Annotated in this window: 14 protein-coding genes; 5 read left to right on the forward strand and 9 right to left on the reverse strand. The window is 56.3% G+C overall.

All coding sequences use genetic code 11. From position 1 onward, the window contains the following. Positions 1 to 15: 15 nt before the first annotated feature. On the reverse strand, positions 16 to 345 hold the full coding sequence (locus tag BN2694_RS13485; RefSeq protein ID WP_135666475.1) for a hypothetical protein: 330 nt from the start codon (positions 343 to 345) through the stop codon (positions 16 to 18). Positions 346 to 519: 174 nt separating this feature from the next. On the opposite strand from BN2694_RS13485, the gene BN2694_RS13490 reads away from it, so the two are divergent. Beyond that, positions 520 to 1,680 carry a hypothetical protein gene (locus tag BN2694_RS13490; protein WP_135666477.1) on the forward strand — a complete coding sequence of 387 codons (1,161 nt, stop codon included), beginning with the start codon at positions 520 to 522 and terminating at the stop codon, positions 1,678 to 1,680. 164 nt (positions 1,681 to 1,844) lie between these two features. Further along, positions 1,845 to 2,078 carry a hypothetical protein gene (locus BN2694_RS13495; protein WP_135666479.1) on the forward strand — a complete coding sequence of 78 codons (234 nt, stop codon included), beginning with the start codon at positions 1,845 to 1,847 and terminating at the stop codon, positions 2,076 to 2,078. 41 nt (positions 2,079 to 2,119) lie between these two features. On the opposite strand, the gene BN2694_RS13500 is transcribed toward BN2694_RS13495, so the two are convergent. The 6 genes from BN2694_RS13500 to BN2694_RS13525 form a co-directional block, all read right to left on the reverse strand. Next, a complete protein-coding gene (locus BN2694_RS13500) occupies positions 2,120 to 5,026 on the reverse strand; it encodes a helicase-related protein (protein ID WP_135666481.1) in 2,907 nt (968 codons plus the stop codon). A 5-nt stretch (positions 5,027 to 5,031) separates the two neighbouring features. Continuing rightward, positions 5,032 to 7,191 (reverse strand): BREX-5 system phosphatase PglZ, encoded by a 2,160-nt coding sequence (gene pglZ, locus BN2694_RS13505; protein ID WP_135666483.1) that lies wholly within the window; start codon positions 7,189 to 7,191, stop codon positions 5,032 to 5,034. 312 nt (positions 7,192 to 7,503) lie between these two features. Next, a complete protein-coding gene (locus tag BN2694_RS13510) occupies positions 7,504 to 8,085 on the reverse strand; it encodes a hypothetical protein (RefSeq protein WP_135666485.1) in 582 nt (193 codons plus the stop codon). 4 nt (positions 8,086 to 8,089) lie between these two features. Further along, complete coding sequence (locus tag BN2694_RS13515) at positions 8,090 to 8,650, reverse strand: Panacea domain-containing protein (protein ID WP_135666487.1); 561 nt, start codon at positions 8,648 to 8,650, stop codon at positions 8,090 to 8,092. Positions 8,651 to 8,733: 83 nt separating this feature from the next. Continuing rightward, a complete protein-coding gene (gene pglX, locus BN2694_RS13520; protein WP_135666489.1) occupies positions 8,734 to 12,930 on the reverse strand; it encodes a BREX-5 system adenine-specific DNA-methyltransferase PglX in 4,197 nt (1,398 codons plus the stop codon). Between the two features lie 85 nt (positions 12,931 to 13,015). Further along, entirely contained in the window at positions 13,016 to 13,600 is a 585-nt protein-coding gene (locus BN2694_RS13525; RefSeq protein ID WP_135666491.1) for a TATA-box-binding protein, read from the reverse strand. A gap of 202 nt (positions 13,601 to 13,802) precedes the next feature. Between BN2694_RS13525 and BN2694_RS18165 the strand changes: the two genes are divergently transcribed. From BN2694_RS18165 to BN2694_RS13535, 3 genes are all read left to right on the forward strand, one after another. Further along, positions 13,803 to 14,012, forward strand: a complete 210-nt coding sequence (locus tag BN2694_RS18165; RefSeq protein ID WP_210408982.1) for a hypothetical protein — start codon at positions 13,803 to 13,805, stop codon at positions 14,010 to 14,012. 13 nt (positions 14,013 to 14,025) lie between these two features. Further along, a complete protein-coding gene (locus tag BN2694_RS17450) occupies positions 14,026 to 14,352 on the forward strand; it encodes a TATA-box-binding protein (RefSeq protein ID WP_210408983.1) in 327 nt (108 codons plus the stop codon). Positions 14,353 to 14,421: 69 nt separating this feature from the next. Beyond that, positions 14,422 to 14,703 carry a hypothetical protein gene (locus BN2694_RS13535; protein WP_135666493.1) on the forward strand — a complete coding sequence of 94 codons (282 nt, stop codon included), beginning with the start codon at positions 14,422 to 14,424 and terminating at the stop codon, positions 14,701 to 14,703. On the opposite strand, the gene BN2694_RS13540 is transcribed toward BN2694_RS13535, so the two are convergent. Continuing rightward, entirely contained in the window at positions 14,679 to 15,674 is a 996-nt protein-coding gene (locus BN2694_RS13540) for a hypothetical protein (protein ID WP_135666495.1), read from the reverse strand. The genes BN2694_RS13535 and BN2694_RS13540 overlap by 25 nt on opposite strands. A 97-nt stretch (positions 15,675 to 15,771) precedes the next feature. Continuing rightward, a complete protein-coding gene (locus BN2694_RS13545; RefSeq protein WP_135666497.1) occupies positions 15,772 to 16,734 on the reverse strand; it encodes a hypothetical protein in 963 nt (320 codons plus the stop codon). Positions 16,735 to 16,744: the final 10 nt, after the last annotated feature.

A 16,744-nucleotide genomic window follows, 5' to 3' on the forward strand; every position in this document is an offset into this window, starting at 1 on the left:
ATAGCGACAGCTCATTTAGATTTCCTTAATCCAACCAATATCGTCTGAACGCTCCTCGAAGCCCTCTGTTTCGAGGATATATTCCATAGCAGGATGCACAGCATTGTTCGTCGTGAGTGTCGAGTGACCATGTGCTTGACTCAGTTCGATAAACGCATTCACCGCTGCTCGGGCAACTCCTTTCCCTTCCCAGTACGGGCGTATCTCGATATACTCAAGTTGGCCCGGGATCCCCTCGATATTCCCCGCGCGTTCCCCCGCAACCAAGATGTCGTATCCCAGCATCGCTTCGGTGAGGAGGATATCCTGTCGCTGGACCTCTTCAATATCGTCCGCACGGCTCATAGTTCCCCTTCTATTCGAGCGATCTTAAACGTCTGATCCTGATCCGGGCGTCATTCTGAGAGGGATTTCTCGGTGTTCTCCTGCACGATATCGTTTGTTGTGCCCTCAAGAGGGGCGCAGGGCGCGCGAGATGAGCTGGCCGACGACGAGCGTCCTTCGCGAGGTGACTACGAGATGAAAGACCCAGAAACCCGTACCGTGTTCGCGGGTCTCGACGGCCGATCGGATGCACAGCTTCCCAACTGGTACGCGGAACAGAAACTCGTCGACGAGCCAGTGACGTTCACCGAGGCGATTCGTGATCTGCCCCAGGCGATCGAGACGACGGTGGCCTACCGGAATCCCTACAGCGACGAGTGGGTCGAAACCGAACGCTTCAACGCGGTCGTCGAGCCGTCGCGGCTTCGAGAGCAGGGGCGTGGTGGGGACGATGTCGAGCCGCTGTTCCACATCCCGACGGACAGTTACGCGATCATCAATCCCGTCGACGTGTACGGCCCGCTGGAGGAGGTGCTGCGCGAGGAGACCATCGACGGGCAGTCACTCGGCGACGTGATGTTCGGCGAGATTCGTCGGTATCGTGGCGGTGGCGAGGTCCACATGGACGTCATGTTCGACGGCCTCGAAGTGACGCTCCCGGATCGGGAAAGCGACCCGATCACGATGGGTGTGACGTCGGGGTACGACTTCTTCGGCGAACATGCGGTGTACGTGGAAGGGTTCGCCCAGGACGGCTACTGTTCGAACACGATGCGCTCGCTCACCGACAAGGAGGTCGTCAAGCACGTCGGCGACGTGGGAAACTTCCAGACCTGGTGGGAGGGCATACTCGAACAGGTCGAACTCGTCGCGAACGACCTCTTCGAGTTCATCCGGGACGCCCAGGAGATCGATCTCGATTTCTCGGACCTCCCGTTCACCACCACGGAGTTCTACACGCTGCTCGGCTTCCCGGAGTATCTCGCGGAGCGGGCGGCGGGCGACGCCGAGGCCAATGCTCCGAATCCCCTCGAGATCGATATGTGGACGCTACACTCCGGAGCGACGTACGCGCTGACGCACTTCTTCAAGGGGAAGGAAGGCGGCTCTCTCGATCAGTACGTCCGCATTGCGAACGACATTCTGTTCAATCCCGAGCGGACGATCGAGCGGGTCCATCAAGAGTACGAGAATCAGTTGGACGCCGGGAGTGACGGAGAGTCACAGACGTCACTCGACGGAGAGCGCGCACTCGCGAGTATCGAACACATCAGCGATGATCTGCAGGATGATGTCGAACAATTCGAAGAGCGGGAAGAAGTACTCCGGGAGCGGTTCCAAACGGCGTCGGACTAATGATCTTTCGAGTGTGTTCTTCCATTCTTTGTAGTTCCCTTCTCGCTGTCTTAGATCTCCATGCGTTCGATATCCTCCATTGAGATGCAAAATCCTATCATTTAATTAATATTCCGTCAAACGACTACAGAACGCTAATCAGACACGTCTGCGATACGTCGAATATGGTAGACGACAAAACCGAAGGCGTGATCGTCCACCTCGTGGACAAGCACGGCGAAAGCGAGATAGAGCGCAAATTTGACCACTGGGAGATTGTGGACGAGGGATGGATCAGATGTATCGGCCCGTCACACGGCAGCGAACTCGAGGGTGGTCACGTACCCGTCTCGTACTATCCACCTGAGCGGGTGGTCTCCGTTGACGTTTATGAGAAGCCCTCACGGAAGTCAGTCTGAGGCGGATAAAGGAAACCGCTCTCAGCCCATCCGGGAGCCGATCAGACCGGGAAAGCTAAGCAAACGTTTTCGACTTCAGGCGCGAGTGAGATGACCTGAGCCTTCCGCTGCAGTTCTTGGTGCCTGTCTTCAATACGTTGTTCAAGTTTGTTCAGCCGCTCTTGTTGAGATCGGATCGCGATATCCATATCCGATCCAGCCGCTGCTTTCCGCTCGTACTCATCGATAAACTCCTCAATCCGTTGGCGTTCGGATTCAGCATACTCTTCAAGGTCATCCAATTCTTGCTGGGTTTCCTCTCGACGGCGTTCGTATAATTCCTCCTTCAAGGATGCGACCTGCTGACTGATGTATCGGTCGGCCGCTTCTCGCAGCTGCTCCTGACTTTGAATCACCGATCGAACACGGTCAGCGTCGGGTGACCCTTTGATACTGTTTCCCTGGACAACACGCTGACCGAGTTGCTGTCGTGGGTCTTGGTGGCGAGCATCGACATAGACGGGGATCATCTCTTCGCGGATGAGCTCGTTCGTTCCATCCTCGAACGTAACCCGGTAGTTGTAGACAATACCGGGCTCGTCCACGAACGGGAGGAGCTTCAGGCCGACATCGCCGTGGTCACTATCCAGGATTTGCTGCATGAGTCGCTGGACCAGATCGTCATCCGGCGAGACGTAGTCGATACCCTCGTGATCCATCGCGAAGTCTCGGCTGAACGTGAACGGCCCGTACTCCTCGTCTGTTCCCTGTCGAAGGGAGCGAGGCAATTTTGCCCTGTAGAGATGGTCCCCGGATTTCTCGACATCACCACCGAGTGCCTCGACGCCGCGCTCGACGAACTCGTGGATATCTGCCTCCGTTCCGTAGACTTCCTCGGACTCGTCCATCACTTCCTGGATCTTCTCTCGGCTCTCTTGATCGAACGTACTCGTATCGATGAGGCTTCGTTCGTACCACTCTTGGAGCGTGCGTTGACGCTCGTCAATGAGCTCCTCGAGTTCTTCCTTGGTCGCGCTCGCCGGTTCGTCGTTCTGGATAGACTCCATGATGAGCGAGTCGACGTTGATGTCGTCGAGCATCCCCAGCACGTCAGCCGTGTTGCCGAGTTTATCGCGAATGTTCTCGACCTTGTTCTGGAGCATCTCGAAGATCTCGCCTTCGCGGGTGTCCTCGAAGGTAAAGTTCCAGACTTTGACCTCCTTGTCCTGCCCGTAGCGGTGAAGCCGGCCGATTCGCTGCTCGAGGCGATTCGGATTCCACGGCAGCTCGTAGTTCACCATGATGTGGCAACTGTGCTGGAGGTCAATCCCCTCGCTCGCTGCGTCGGTTGCGAACAGCAGTCGGGACTGGCCGTGGTTGAATTCCTCCTCGATGCGAGCACGTTCCTCCTTGTCGACGTCACCGTGGATGACGAGAATCTCGTCGGCCCAGGGTTCGTTCTTCACGAGGTCAAGGAGGTAGTCCAATGTGTCCCGGTACTCGGTGAACAGGAGGAGTTTCTCGTCGGGTTGCTCTTCTAGCAGCTGCTGGATGTAGCGTCGGACCTTCTGGGCCTTTGAATCGACGGAGATGCCCTCGGCGAGCGAAACGAGGTCTCGGAGGGTTTCGATCTCTTCTTCGAGTTGCGCATCGCTCTCGGTGACGGTCAGCGCGGAGAGTTCTTCTTCGGCTCGTTGTTTGTCCGTTTCGTCGAGATCTTCACCGTCGAGATATGCGGAGGCTTCTTCCGAGAGACTAGTGGAGGTTGACTGCTCATCGACGAGGTCCGCCAAGCGACGACTCAGCGTCGCTCGGATGGCGCCGATGCTGCTGACGAGGCGTTTTTGCATTAGTGCCATCGCAAATCCGACCGCTGGCTCGTTCAGCTTCTCGGAGCGATTGTAGACGTTCTGGACGTATTCAGTAACGGCCTGATAGAACTGCCGCTCGTCGTGAGTCATCTCCACGGGCACAGTGTTGACCTCACGGTCTGGGAAAATGCGCTCGCCGTGATCGTCGTACAACGTTTGCTTCCCGCGACGAATCATCACGCGGTCGACGGCATCCGTCGAGAGGTCTTGATCCTCGGCCACGAGGAACGGATCGATATACTCGACGAGTGAACGGAACGCTTCGCCTTTACCGTCATGGGGGGTTGCGCTGAGGAGTAACAGGGAGTCAGAGTTGCCGGCGATTCGTTCGACCATCTTCGACGTCTTACTGGGGGACTCGCCTCGTTTGGCGGCCTTGTGCGCTTCGTCGACCACTACGACGTCCCAGAACGCTTCCTCGAGGGGGGGCTGGAACTCGTCCTGTCGGAGGAAAGCCTGGCTCGTGACCAACTGCTGGTGTTCCTGGTCCCAGATGTTGGCTTCCTCGCCGAGTCGGCGGCGTTCCCCGTCGACCCACTGCCGGTCGGCAGGCACGAGGTCGAGATCAAAGAAGCGGTCCATGTCTCGGATCCACTTCTTCTGGAGGTGGGCCGGAACGACGAACAGAACACGGTCCGCGCGGTTGCGAGCGGCGAGTTCCTTGAGGATGAGGCCGGCCTCGATGGTCTTGCCGAGGCCGACGTCGTCGGCGATGAGTGCACGCTGGCGAAGTTTTTGCATGACCCAGTTGACCGCGTCGAGCTGGTAGGGTTCGAGGCGGACCAGCGAGTTCGAGATACTCAGCAACTGGCCCTGTTCGTGAGCGATCTGGAGACGGAGCGCCTGTGATCGCAAGTCGAACCACTCTGCCGAGACGGCGTCGTGGTCTGGATGCAACTGGTCAGCTGACGCCGCGCTCAACTCCCCCATTTGATCGCGTTTCGATTCGACTTCTATGTCGTCGATACAGACGGTCTTGACGCCCTCGTCTTCGACGTATGCCCGGAGATAGTCCAGATCTCCGACGGAGTAGGTCTTGATGACCTCGGCGGTTACCCCGTTGAGCAGAATCCGGTCACCGGGATCGAAGTCATCCATAGGAGTCACTCCTGCGTGATCGTTACGAAGTTGAGCACGAATTCTTGTGGGAGGGCCCCACCGTGGAGGAACCGGGCATCGGGTAGTCCCTGATTGCGGAACCGCTGAATCGGATCCGCGAGTGCGCTTATTTTCGTGTCGTCATCGAGATAGCCGAGGTGAGCTTTTTCATCGAGGAGGACACCAGGTGCATCTTCGTCGAGGGTGCTGCCGGCAACCCACCGACGCGTCACTTCCTCAGCCTCGTCCGGCGGATAGATGTCATCGATATCGACGCTCTGCGGGAGAGAAACGAAGCCGTGATCGGCGAGGATGTATGCCCGATCGAAGCTCTCGTTTCCGAGTTTCTCACAGATGATCCCGGCAATTGCATCGATCCGATCGCTGAACACGCCCTCGAAATCGGTCAATTCCTCCTCACCAGCCTTGTCGAGATCGTTCCAATAGAACGCGACACGTGGATTGCTCCACCCCAAGGCATCGTCCTCGCTCTGCATGATGTAACTCCATCCATCGTCCTTCAGCATCTTCTCGCGCTGGTAGTTCGTGATCTCCCGACCGTTTCGTTCGGGACTCAGCTCCCCATCCTCGAGTTCGATGTTGAAACTGAACTTACTGCCGGGTGTGAGTGCTGCTTTACCGAACTCGGTGTCCGAGGGGAGCGTACCGACCCAGGTGGTCTCGTCGACCTCGAGGCTGGATAGTTGATTACGGACGGATTCAGCCAGTTCGTGCGCGAGATCGAAGCGGAGCGCATCGACGACGAACAAGGCCACGCTCTGGCCACTCTGGAGGTGATCTTGTTCCTGGTCGAAAAACTGATGCACGTGGTTTTCACCGACGAACGGTGACCCCGCCTCGATCTGGTCGGCGACGAGATCCCCAAGGTCGCTGAGGTAATCGAGGTATCGCGACTCAGTCAGCGACGTGCGCAGGTCGTTCAGGGTAGCAGTCGCAGGATGCTCTTCAGGGAGGTCATGCTCCGGCTCACCCGAGATGATGAGGTTGAAGACGGCATTATCGATCTGCCAGGTGCCGTCGTCGATGTCGCCGTAGAGGTCGACAACGTCGGTCGTATCGCCGCGTTCTTCCCACGTCTCGAGTTCCTGTGCGAGTTTGGCGACCTCGACTGCCTGTTCCCAGACGTGCGTCCACGGAACGTCACCGTAGGTCTGTTCAAGCCGTTGCTGACGGCGGGAGGCACGAGTTGCACACGTCTCGTAGTCGCCGGCACCGAACGAGCCAGTCCAGTCGTCCCACAGTTCGTGTTCCAGTGAAGCATCGACCGGACAGTCGGCGATTTCCCACGGATCGTCATACGTGCGCAGGATGTCGTGCCAAAAGCGAGCGTTCGGATCGAGATACGTCAGGGCCAGCTCTGCTGGACGTTCAGTCTTGCTCAGTACAGCCTGGAGTTTCGGTCTGGAAATTCCGAGGCTGGAACTCTGTTTGGGCTGGTATGCTGAATCGAGGAGTGACTTCTCAAGCCCTTCGTCGACGAGCCACTCGGCAACGGCCCACCGCCGTGTGCGCTCGACGAGCGTCTGCTCGTCGGTGACGCCCTCGACGGCTGCGACGCCTTCGTCCACGAGGAGGTCCCGGATCTCGGCCAGTTTGTCGGTTTCCTCGGAGAGGTTCTCGACACCGTGTTCCAGGACGAACGCCACGGGATCGTCGTGACCATCCAACACGATCTGGGTCTGGAGGCTCTGGAGGTCCGGCAACCCGCCGTCGCCGTTGAGGGCTTCGAAAAGGATGTCAGCGACTTGCTCGCGTTCGACGCCTTCAGCGTCTCCGTAGGCCGTCCGAACCGTGCCCGCCTGCAAGCGATCGTTCCCGAAACAGCGGGCCGCGAGTTTGCCGATGTGCGCCTCAACGACACCGCCGGTGTTCTCGACGTCGCGGAACCAATCGACGTCGTCGGTCCGGGCTTGCGGGACGTACCAGACGGTCGTCTCGCGTGGAGCGTCGGCACGGAGTTCGAGCGGCGTGTGTTCTGCCGCGTGGAAGTCACAGCCGAGGTCACGGCTGATGGGTTCAACGATTTCTCGGAGGTCACCGCCGTCGTCCCACCAGATGATGACCGGATCGTCGTCGGGAGCCTCCTCGATAGCGTTCTCGATGGTGTCGCGGGCCGCCTGGTGAAGAGTTTTCGTTGCTGGCATTGTTATCCGTCCCAGTTGTGCGCAGAATATTCCGTCTTCAGGCCCGTTACGAGCTGATAAACAAATCGCGTCTCAGTCGAAAGAGAGAACTGTTTCGCTTGAATGGCACATACCATGGCTGGTGGGTTCGTATACAAACACACCCACACAATTGCCTTTAATGTGTCTCAAAAACGAGGCCAACAGAGTCTCCCGCATATCGGGCGGGTCATCTCTGCAGTCGAATGAATAGTCCTGCAGGAGGGGACCACTGGCAGCTCTGTCGTACTATTCTGGGAGAGCTGGTCTGCGCCTTTGGACACGATCCGAGGGTCAAAACAGCGTGCTATCGTCGTATTCGATAGTTGCAGCGTCCGGGAGTATGTCATCAAATACGTCTCTGTCGTCCGGATCGGCCTCACCAGTCATCAGTACGTATTCGTCTTTCCACTCCTGTTCGGCAACACAGATGCTGTCGTACTCTTTTGCAGCTTCGTGGACGGTGTGAATTACCTTTTCAACATCGAAGGGGCCGCCGTAATACGGGATTCGAATCTCGAACTCGTTCTCCTGATCTGCGGGACTCCGACGTGTCAGTGCTGAATCGTAGTTGTCCCAGTGGGTAATGAAATGAAAATACAGCTCCTCGATATCGCTTTGCTGTGACTCGTCGTTGATGCCGGGGGTTATCTCAAAGCAGATTATGTCTTGGCGGTTCCCTGGGACGTGGGCTGTTTTGAGTCCTTTCAGGTTTTCAGACTTGTACGATCCTTCGCGAACTGGATTGCGCATGATCCGGATGATCTGCTTCCGGTATGCGTCGAACGAGCCGCTCTGTTTGAGTTCTTCGACGGTCGCTTCGAAGTCTCTATCCCAGTTAATCTCCCACGGAGTGTCCGTTGGAATCTCGCACATCCGATTACGAAAGGAGTCGTTCGGGATCCGGGTCCTCAACAGGGTCCCGATCGGGGTCTTCCAAACGGTGACGGAGTTCCGGCGACATGATCACCTCGTCGATATACGTCGCAAAATCCATCTCCTCTGCGTATTCGAAGTTCTTCCAGAGCCAGGTGTCCTTCGCACGTTCGACTAACTCGTCGGTACTCATTCGCTTCGTTTCCTCGTGGAAGCGTTCGATCAGGTACTTCTTTTTCGGAGATAGGTCTCCACCTTCGAGCGCAGTCGCGTACTGCCCGTTGTCCCGAATCGAGATTCGGCCCTCCTCAGACAACTCCTCGAGGGCGTCGGTCACCGTTCTGGAATAGGGGCCATAATCGTACGGCATGAACGTCGCATCCGTCAGCCGCTGTCCGGTTTTGACGGCAGTCTTGATTTCGCCGTAGAAGATCAGCTTCTGCACTCGCTTTTCATAGAGCGCGTCGTACTTGGAGAGGAACTCCAGGATTATCTCCTTCAGTTCCGCCCAATCATCCTCATCGAGATCGATAGAACGATCCGTAGAGGATTCTGGTGTGGACATTACTCTCTATGCTAGTTCACACTGGGATGGGCATAAGTTTGGTGTATAACAGATCTGAGGGCTAAATCGGATTTTTGGGCCGGCTACAGGACCTGATCATCGACAGTTTTCGGAACGATCTCGGCGTCGGCCAGCGGCGTGATATTGATCTCGACGCCGTGTTTGTGGTTGGGCTGGTAGCCCGCGGTCGTGATCTCCGACAGCGCTCGGTCACTCCATTCGGATGAGATATCGCTCGCCATCGAATCACAGACGCCCTTGATTTCATCTGCAAGATCCTGGTAGTCCTCGATCCCGCTCGCCAATTCGGATTTGAACGTCTGACGACGGGATGCACCCCCATCTCCGAGATTCGTCTGGTCCACCTCCTCGAAGTTGTCGAAGTAGTAGGTCATGAACAGGATGCCGTTGCTGGCGTAGTGACTCGAGCCGACCAGATCCTCGTAGTACTCGAAGAGGTCGTACAGGTGGGCCTCGACTGGCTCGGAGCCATCATTCGCGTAGGCCTCGAAGGCGGTTTCGAGATCCTCAAGGGCGTCGATCCACTCCTCGCGGTTCTCCTCGACCGTCTCGTAGAACGAGGGGCTGAACAGATCCTCCATGTCCACGTCCTCGAGAGCAGCGAGTTGATCCAGTGTCTCGAGTCGCTCGGTCGTCTGTTCCCTGAAGTCGGCCACCAACTCGGCGGCCTCCGCGGCGCGGTCCTGATTCGCCGCGGGCCACTCGCGGGGGTCGGGTTGGGCGAGGTCGGCCAGTCGATCTTCGAAGACGGCGATCTGCTCCAGCCCGCTTTCACAGCGGGCGTACTCTGCGGCGGCTTCGGACTGTTCGGAGGGCGACAGGGAGTCGTCGCTCCGGCGGCGGTTGGCCGCACTCCGGCGTTCCCGGAGCAGGGCCTTCCGCGGTTCCAGATACCGGTTCTGGAGGCGGTCGAAGACGTTCGCATCGAGTTGGTGGTAGTCCACCAGGCAAGCGAAGCCCTCCCCCTCAGGATCGGAGACGAGTCGCTCGGTGGTGAACCGCCAGAGGATCGGCGTCCGGTCGAACTTTGAGACGTGGTACTCGAAGAGATCGTCTTCGAGCCACTGTCGAAGATTCGGATACGCCTCTTCGTCTGCGGTCTGATTTCCAAGGACTTGATCGACTTCCGCGAGGCGGGCGTCGGCGTGCTCGCCCCAGATGCGTTCGAACTCGCTCTCGATGTGGGTGAGGAGGTTGGCTTGGTCTTCGACATTGGAGATTGGGACAACGCCGTCGTCGGACTTGTGGACGGTTTTAAGTGTGAGATGGAGGAGAAGATCTTTCACCATCTCCGGGAAGTCGTCCGGGGTACCGCTAACCGAATCCGGATCTGAAACTTCCCTATCTTCTGGCTTCTCGACGGTCCTTAGGAAGATCTCTTCTCTGACTTTCTCAAGGCTCGATGAACTTAGACCGAGTGCGTTACCGACAATATTCGTAATCTCCTCTGCGAGGGTTTGGATTCGATTCTGTCGATGGCGACGAATTTTCTCTGCTTCTTGAGCAACTTCTGTGAGAGTCTGGTCCGCATCGCCCGTGTTGAATAACTCCGAGGCTTCAAACGAAATTTCCTCGGTGTGTGGGTGTGTGTAGAAAAATCCGGAAATGGCACTCTCGGGGAGGAGTTCCGGGCCGACGTAGTAGGGACTTCCCATGTTGTGCACGTTCTGTTTGACGAAAAGGTCGTATTGTTCCCTTGTATTGTCGCGGAGTTTGTCGTTACCTTCCAGATCGGGAAACCAGGGGAGCATACCGATGTAGCCAGACTCCCACTTCCTTTCTGGCGTTAAACAGAGCATCAACCCGTGGAAAACATCGGAGTTCACTGCTCCGAGGAGGAGCCACGGGTCGATATCACCTGTGAATAGCATATTGCTCGCATGGCCAAACAGTCCTCCAGGGGGGTAATATCCGAATCGACGACCGGTTCGCTTTATGTACGCCCAGGTTAATCCCTCCTGAGTCTGGTATTCCATATTACGGAGGACAGAGTTCGGAGCTCGATCGACTTCGGCGCCACCATTAGTCCAGTTGATGACCTCGTCAACCTCAGGCAACGTCCAAACATCACCCCCCGCATTCGTGAATGGTTTGAAAGCGTCGTTTTTAGCCTCCCACTGTTTTCGAAGGAACCGATCATTGTCGGCTGTCGCAAGTCCCTGCTTCACGTCGCCGATTCCTTCTCCAGGGATGCCCGGAACGTCCGGATCGATTTTCAGGTCTGTGTCGTGGAGGCTTCGGACCTCAGGCGGCAACGAGTAGCAGATTGGGGTTCCTGGGACCTGATCGAACTCGTTTAGCTCAACTTCGAAGTACCTGTTAACAGAATCCCCTATCTCTCCGAAGGCAGTATTCAGGTAAGTTGCCTCTTTCTCTTCTTTATTACGGTCATGAAGTCGGATGAATGTTCCAGTCGTACTTCTCCGTTTTCCGGTTCGGACGACTGTACCAACGGTTCCGACCGTCGCATTATCCAAAACCCCGTATCCGAACTCAGAAAGGAAGTCGAATGAACCGCGCTCACCCACAAAGTCGGAGCGGAACGATTCGAACGTTTGATTGAACAGGAACGACCAAGGCACGAGCATACCGATCCGGCCGTCCGTAGAGACAAGACGATCACACGCCTCGAAGAAGTTGATGTAGTACTCTTGAGTGTAGTCGTAGTGGTCTTCTGAGTACTCACGCACCGGCTTTGGCATCCTTCCCCGAGACCCGTACGGCGGATTCATCAACGCAACGTCATATTCCTGTGTCAACACCACCAGCAGGTGCAGGAAACTCCGGAGGTTCTGCTCGCCAAACGAGTCCGACGTCTGCTCTTCGACGGCCCGTTGCAGCGCTTTCAAAAAGGAGTGCAGCGACTGGTGAGCGCGATCGTGGTAGTCGGTGAGTTCGGACTGGGTCTTACTCGCGTCGAAGGCCTCCTCGAGCGTTCCCTGCACGTCGAGCAGACTCCCCAGGGCCTCGGTCGTCTGGAACGTCTCGATGATGTCCTCTAAGGCGTCCCAGAGGTCGGTCCCCTCGCCGGTGATCTCGTTGAGCACTGCCTCGGCTTCCTCGATCTCTGCGACGCGGTTATCCGCGGTGACGATCCCGACGTTCGGCATCTGGAACGCATCAGAACCCTCGGCTTCGGCACGCCCGCGGGCCTTCAGATAGAGATTGAACGCCGCGAGCTGTGCTGCCCGGAGGTCGATATCGACGCCGTAGAGGTTGTGCTCGAGGATCTTCGCCGGGACTTCCTCACGGGGAACGTCGGGCCGTTCGGTCCACCAGATGCGCTCGAAGATGTCAAAGGCATACAGCAGGAAGTGCCCGCTGCCACAGGCCGGGTCGATGACCCGGAGCTCGGACGGATCGTCGAACTCCGGGGCCGCCTGGTCCTCGTCGTCTGGGATGAGGTACGTGGCGATGCTGGGGACGTCCGGGGCGGCGTCGGGCGTCGTGGCTCGTTCCTTGCGCTCGTCGATAGAGAGCGCCTCGGGTTCCGGAACGGTGTCTTCCTTGCCCGTGGCTTCGAGATAGAGCTTCCCCAGGGAGTTGTCGGTGAGCATCCGGACGACCCAGTGGGGCGTATAGAACTGGTTCGCCGGGCCGACGTCTCCCGGCTCGAGCGTGTTCTTGGCATCGAGGGCCTCGACGACAGGCCGGTTGTAGTATTCGTAGACCCACCCGAGCACGTCGTCCGCCCGCCAGACTTCGTCGGGGATCTCATCGAGCATTCCAGCGAGGTCTTCGTAGGTATCGACGTCCGGATCGACGAGACTGTACGGCGTGTCGGTATCGAACAGGATCTCGATGTCCTTTCCCAGTTCCTCGCACTTGTTCTGGTAAGCCGTCAGAATCGCCTCGTCCTCCAGCAGAAATTCCTCGTGGACGAGCGTCTCGGCGGCAGGTGTCAGGCCGTTCTCCTTGAAGACGGTGACCTCCTCGTCGATGAAGTCCCGGACTTCCATCGTCCGGAGGGCGGCGAGTCGATTGACGATCGTGTAGCCGACGCCTGTGACGTACTCCGCGAACGCCTCGTCCCAGGTGTGGCCATCGACCGCTTCGAGTTGAATGGCCTCGACAAGTTCCTGGATGTCCTCGTCCAGTGCTTCAGGCTCGTCCGGTTTCTCGTCGAGACCTTTCTGCGTGAGCTGGAAATCGACGTTGTCCTCGACGCGCTCGCGCATCTCGGTGACGACGTCTTCGAGGTGTTCGCGCTCTTCCTTGTCCAATTGGGCCTTTCGCTGGGAGATAGAATCGCCTGACATAGGGTATCTGTGTAGTCTCTTCGAGTAACAGCAGGGTCTTCAATGTTGGCTAATAAATGACGGTACACCTACTCGCTGGAGCTCGCTATATCTGAGATAGCTTCTCCTGGACTCCCAGAAACGCGGAACGAACCTCACGATACGTAAGAACTGAGGTGATTACTACTTTCCCCGACGAGAATATCAGGACGACACCCTCTTCTGTACGGTATGTTGCGCCCGGGAATTGCTCTGGCTCGTACTCTGTAGACTCCAGTCCCAGAGCAATGACTGCCGCATTTAGATCGACGGTTTGTCCAACATCTCCAGTGGCGACGACGTTCTCGATTCGAATATCTCTATAATCGTCGTTAAGTCCTAAAGAATCTAACTCAGAAACGAATTCTTGAACACCTCTTTTAATCTCATGTTCGCTCTTTGCTCCAGCTATACTGACTCTTCCTCTGGGTGGAAGGAGAACTGTGAAACTACCGACGTTGGGTGATCTGTAGATAAGGCTTCGGTGGTGATCTGGTTCGTATTCACTATTTACTAGGTCCTCGGAAAGTCGTTCTAAATCATACTCTCCGTCAAGTTCGAAGGAGGCCGAGATATTGGATACTTCAAGAGAATATTCCTCTAACTCGGCTGGTGTTACCTCCTCATCCAACCGTGCGAGTTTAACGCCCATTATCCTCGTAGTTCATACTAACCCGGGGATTCCACAAGGGTAAGAATTACTTTGAAGTTCACGAACCATGGCAAGTGCTCTTCATTAGTAGATGGTCGCAGGACTTTGAAAAGGTATTTTAACGACTCTGACCTCCTCTTCACCTAACTAAACGCAATCCGATCCACCAGAGTAATCTTTACTGGACCGGTGTATTCGAGCGATGGGTGAACTGGCGGTTGAAGTTGTGAACATTGCGGCAGTAGGCGATTTAGGGGTTGAAGTAGACATTGAGCAACTTGCCAGTAACTCAGAGTTGCCCGTTGCTCGTTACGATCCCGAGAACAACGCTGCGTTTTTTTTTTTGATTCGAAGAGGATGGCAAGCTCGTAATTCTGTATACGTCTGGGAAATACATTCTCCGAGGTGGTGATGACTTCGACAAAATGCACCAGGTCAACGATCGGTACTTGTCCTATCTCACAGAGACGGGACTGGACTTCAGCGACCCCTCGCTCGAGGTCAAGAACGTGGTCTCGGTTGGGAATCTACAGAAGGATATTGAACTCAATGCATTGATGATCGCATTAGGGTTAGAAGATACAGAATACGAACCTGAGCAATTCCCCGGTTTGATTTATCGACCTGACTCTACTCGTTGTGTCTTGTTGGTCTTCTCCAGCGGAAAAGTAGTCGTCACGGGCGGACGTACTGCTGAAGAAGACGAAGAAGCCTTTCTCCATCTCCAGGATCAGGTCGATAAACTCCTGTGATTCGAGACCGTCAGTGCCGAGTTTCCTTTCGGGAAAACAATCATAGAGCTTTCTGACGAATGCTGAGCCATGCCTGAGGACGAGTCATCGGGATTGTCTGCCGACAGACGCGAATGGGAAGCGATGTATCCCAATCAGGGGTACGTCCTCGTTCGTTTTGACTACAACAGTCCACCGGGAGACGCTCTCGAAAAGCTGGCTACCCACGAGTCTCTCGATGAGATCGATGGCATTCCTTCAGACACGAACTGGAGGGGTACGTCGTCTACGCTAGTGAGGGGAACACGTACTCCAACGAAGACCTTTGAGCTCTCGCTTAGGCGCGCTCACTCCTCCAGTTCAGTCGTGTGACGTGGGTTCTCTCGGAGCGTCGATAATGACACGTACCGGTGACCCTGTACGAACGCGACAGTTCGGTTCGAGTCGCTGGCTGTCTTATCGTTCTGGATTGCTCTATCCAGTTCGAGAACAGGTTCGAGAAACAGGACCTTCTGCGTGTCCCCATACCGCTCTGACTCGTTCTCACTCATTTTCTCCACTGACTCGAGCAACGACTGCTCCTGGTGGTTGGAGAGATCCGGATGGTCCTCAACCGTTTCCTCGTCCAGGGTGATGCTCTCGATGCTTCCGGTTACCCGCGGGACTTCGGCCTTGATCTCGCCGTCCTTGTAGAACGCAAGGTGGGACACCGGTTTGAACGAGCGGTTGGGCTGACAGAAGTAGTGGTCGTAGGTGTGGTATTCGTCCCACGCCCGTCGTGCACCTACGACGAGGACACGGTCTTCCTTCCCACTCACGAGCTGCTCGTCGTAGATGAACCGCATCAGTTCCCGCAACAGGAATGCCTCGCGCTCGGTCGGAACATACATACTCGCCTCAGCACTCCCCACGTCGCGTTCGAGCACCGATTCGAGGGTACCGACCAGCGTATCGAAACTCGCCCATACGAGGCGATCATCGTCGATCGCCTGGACTTCGCTGGGGACACGCTCGTCGGGTGTGAGCACAATCAAGCGCTGGAGGTCTGACGGATTTTGATCCAAGGCCTCAAGATGGTCTTCGAGCTGGCTTTGTCGGACGGCGTTTCGGCTCGTCTTGGTTTCGAACCAGAGGGCTGTCGACCCCCGAATAGCCGCGTCCGGGACGGATTCCACGCCTGTCACCTGGTTGTCAAATGCCACGAGTGAGAGGTCAGATTCGTCGACGAGTGCCTCAAGGATGTCTTCGCCCAGACGGCTGTTGACGTGTTCGAGCACCGCGAGTAAGGTCGACGTCACGCGGTTCTCCCCCTGCGTATACGTCGAGAAGAGCGGGTTCGTCATGCTGGCTGACTATTCGTACGCATTACAAAGTCCTTTCCTCGACCAATCGAATGTATCACCAATAGAATTGTAATGTCCCGTGTGCGACAGAGGCTAATCAGTCATCGAACCGGAGTCCAGGAGTCTCGAACCCGACCATCGCCGCCCTGCGCATGTTCATCTTCGAGGATTCTTCCCGGGCAAGCAGGTTGGAGATAGGGGTCTCTCCATCGGCCTGGAAGGTTCGGGGGTGAAGGTAGAGTCTCCCTTTGCCGATTGTTGTGAGCAAGTGGTCGAAAACCACCTCTTCCTGGTAGATAATTTCTATGTCGCTCTGCACGTGGTCTCTCACGAGTCCGTCAATCCCTCTGGCCCTGGAGTCAGGAGGGAGTTCCAGTGTCCGGTTCGGACCGTAGGTGTACACTTCTGCCGACATAACCCCCGTCTGCCCATCGGTCAGGCTCGATATTTCAGACATTTCTGTATCAGAGAATTCGGCCATCGATTCAGTGGGCTCAATGTCACCCAGTCCCTCAATATGTGTGAGGCTGTCCGGGCCTGTGGCAAAGGAAACGTTCTCTTCGGGGACCTTGATGTGCACCCGCAACTTCAGGTCGGTAGCTGGACCTCTACCGATATTCCTCAGCTTATAAGCAACAAAAGCATCGTATGTTTCGGCCCCGACAACCTCGAGCAGAGGCTGGTGGCTCTTCTCCATCAGTTCTTGTTGTTTCTCCATTAATTCTGTCTGTTGATCTTGTATATCCCCGAGCTCATCCTGTAACTCTCGCTCTTGTCGAAGCTCGGCAACTTGATTTTCCTGAGTTTCGGCCATATCCCTGTAGACCGTAAAGAGGGCGAATGTGAGTATGATCGAGGACCAGATTCCGGTCAACCGTAGCTGGTTGCCTGTATTCATGGGGGAGATTCCCGGTACGATCGACGGGAGAATCGTGATTCCTGAATGGAATATTCCGACAGCAAATACGATTCCAGCGAGGCGACTTACTCTCCAGTAGTAGGTCCTCATCTCATCCTCAGTCCAGCTCTCAGGGAGATGCTTTTTCTCAATTTCCAACATGGTGAAGTTG

It is taken from the genome of Halorhabdus rudnickae (genome assembly GCF_900880625.1).
GTDB classification, from domain to species: Archaea; Halobacteriota; Halobacteria; order Halobacteriales; family Haloarculaceae; genus Halorhabdus; species Halorhabdus rudnickae.

What these genes read in the sequence shown, in the direction of transcription:
- BN2694_RS13485 (WP_135666475.1), bottom strand. Translation starts at nt 345, where the DNA reads ATGAGCCGTGCGGACGATATTGAAGAGGTCCAGCGACAGGATATCCTC.
- BN2694_RS13490 (WP_135666477.1), top strand. Translation starts at nt 520, where the DNA reads ATGAAAGACCCAGAAACCCGTACCGTGTTCGCGGGTCTCGACGGCCGA.
- BN2694_RS13495 (WP_135666479.1), top strand. Translation starts at nt 1,845, where the DNA reads ATGGTAGACGACAAAACCGAAGGCGTGATCGTCCACCTCGTGGACAAG.
- BN2694_RS13500 (WP_135666481.1), bottom strand. Translation starts at nt 5,026, where the DNA reads ATGGATGACTTCGATCCCGGTGACCGGATTCTGCTCAACGGGGTAACC.
- pglZ (WP_135666483.1), bottom strand. Translation starts at nt 7,191, where the DNA reads ATGCCAGCAACGAAAACTCTTCACCAGGCGGCCCGCGACACCATCGAG.
- BN2694_RS13510 (WP_135666485.1), bottom strand. Translation starts at nt 8,085, where the DNA reads ATGTGCGAGATTCCAACGGACACTCCGTGGGAGATTAACTGGGATAGA.
- BN2694_RS13515 (WP_135666487.1), bottom strand. Translation starts at nt 8,650, where the DNA reads ATGTCCACACCAGAATCCTCTACGGATCGTTCTATCGATCTCGATGAG.
- pglX (WP_135666489.1), bottom strand. Translation starts at nt 12,930, where the DNA reads ATGTCAGGCGATTCTATCTCCCAGCGAAAGGCCCAATTGGACAAGGAA.
- BN2694_RS13525 (WP_135666491.1), bottom strand. Translation starts at nt 13,600, where the DNA reads ATGGGCGTTAAACTCGCACGGTTGGATGAGGAGGTAACACCAGCCGAG.
- BN2694_RS18165 (WP_210408982.1), top strand. Translation starts at nt 13,803, where the DNA reads ATGGGTGAACTGGCGGTTGAAGTTGTGAACATTGCGGCAGTAGGCGAT.
- BN2694_RS17450 (WP_210408983.1), top strand. Translation starts at nt 14,026, where the DNA reads ATGCACCAGGTCAACGATCGGTACTTGTCCTATCTCACAGAGACGGGA.
- BN2694_RS13535 (WP_135666493.1), top strand. Translation starts at nt 14,422, where the DNA reads ATGCCTGAGGACGAGTCATCGGGATTGTCTGCCGACAGACGCGAATGG.
- BN2694_RS13540 (WP_135666495.1), bottom strand. Translation starts at nt 15,674, where the DNA reads ATGACGAACCCGCTCTTCTCGACGTATACGCAGGGGGAGAACCGCGTG.
- BN2694_RS13545 (WP_135666497.1), bottom strand. Translation starts at nt 16,734, where the DNA reads ATGTTGGAAATTGAGAAAAAGCATCTCCCTGAGAGCTGGACTGAGGAT.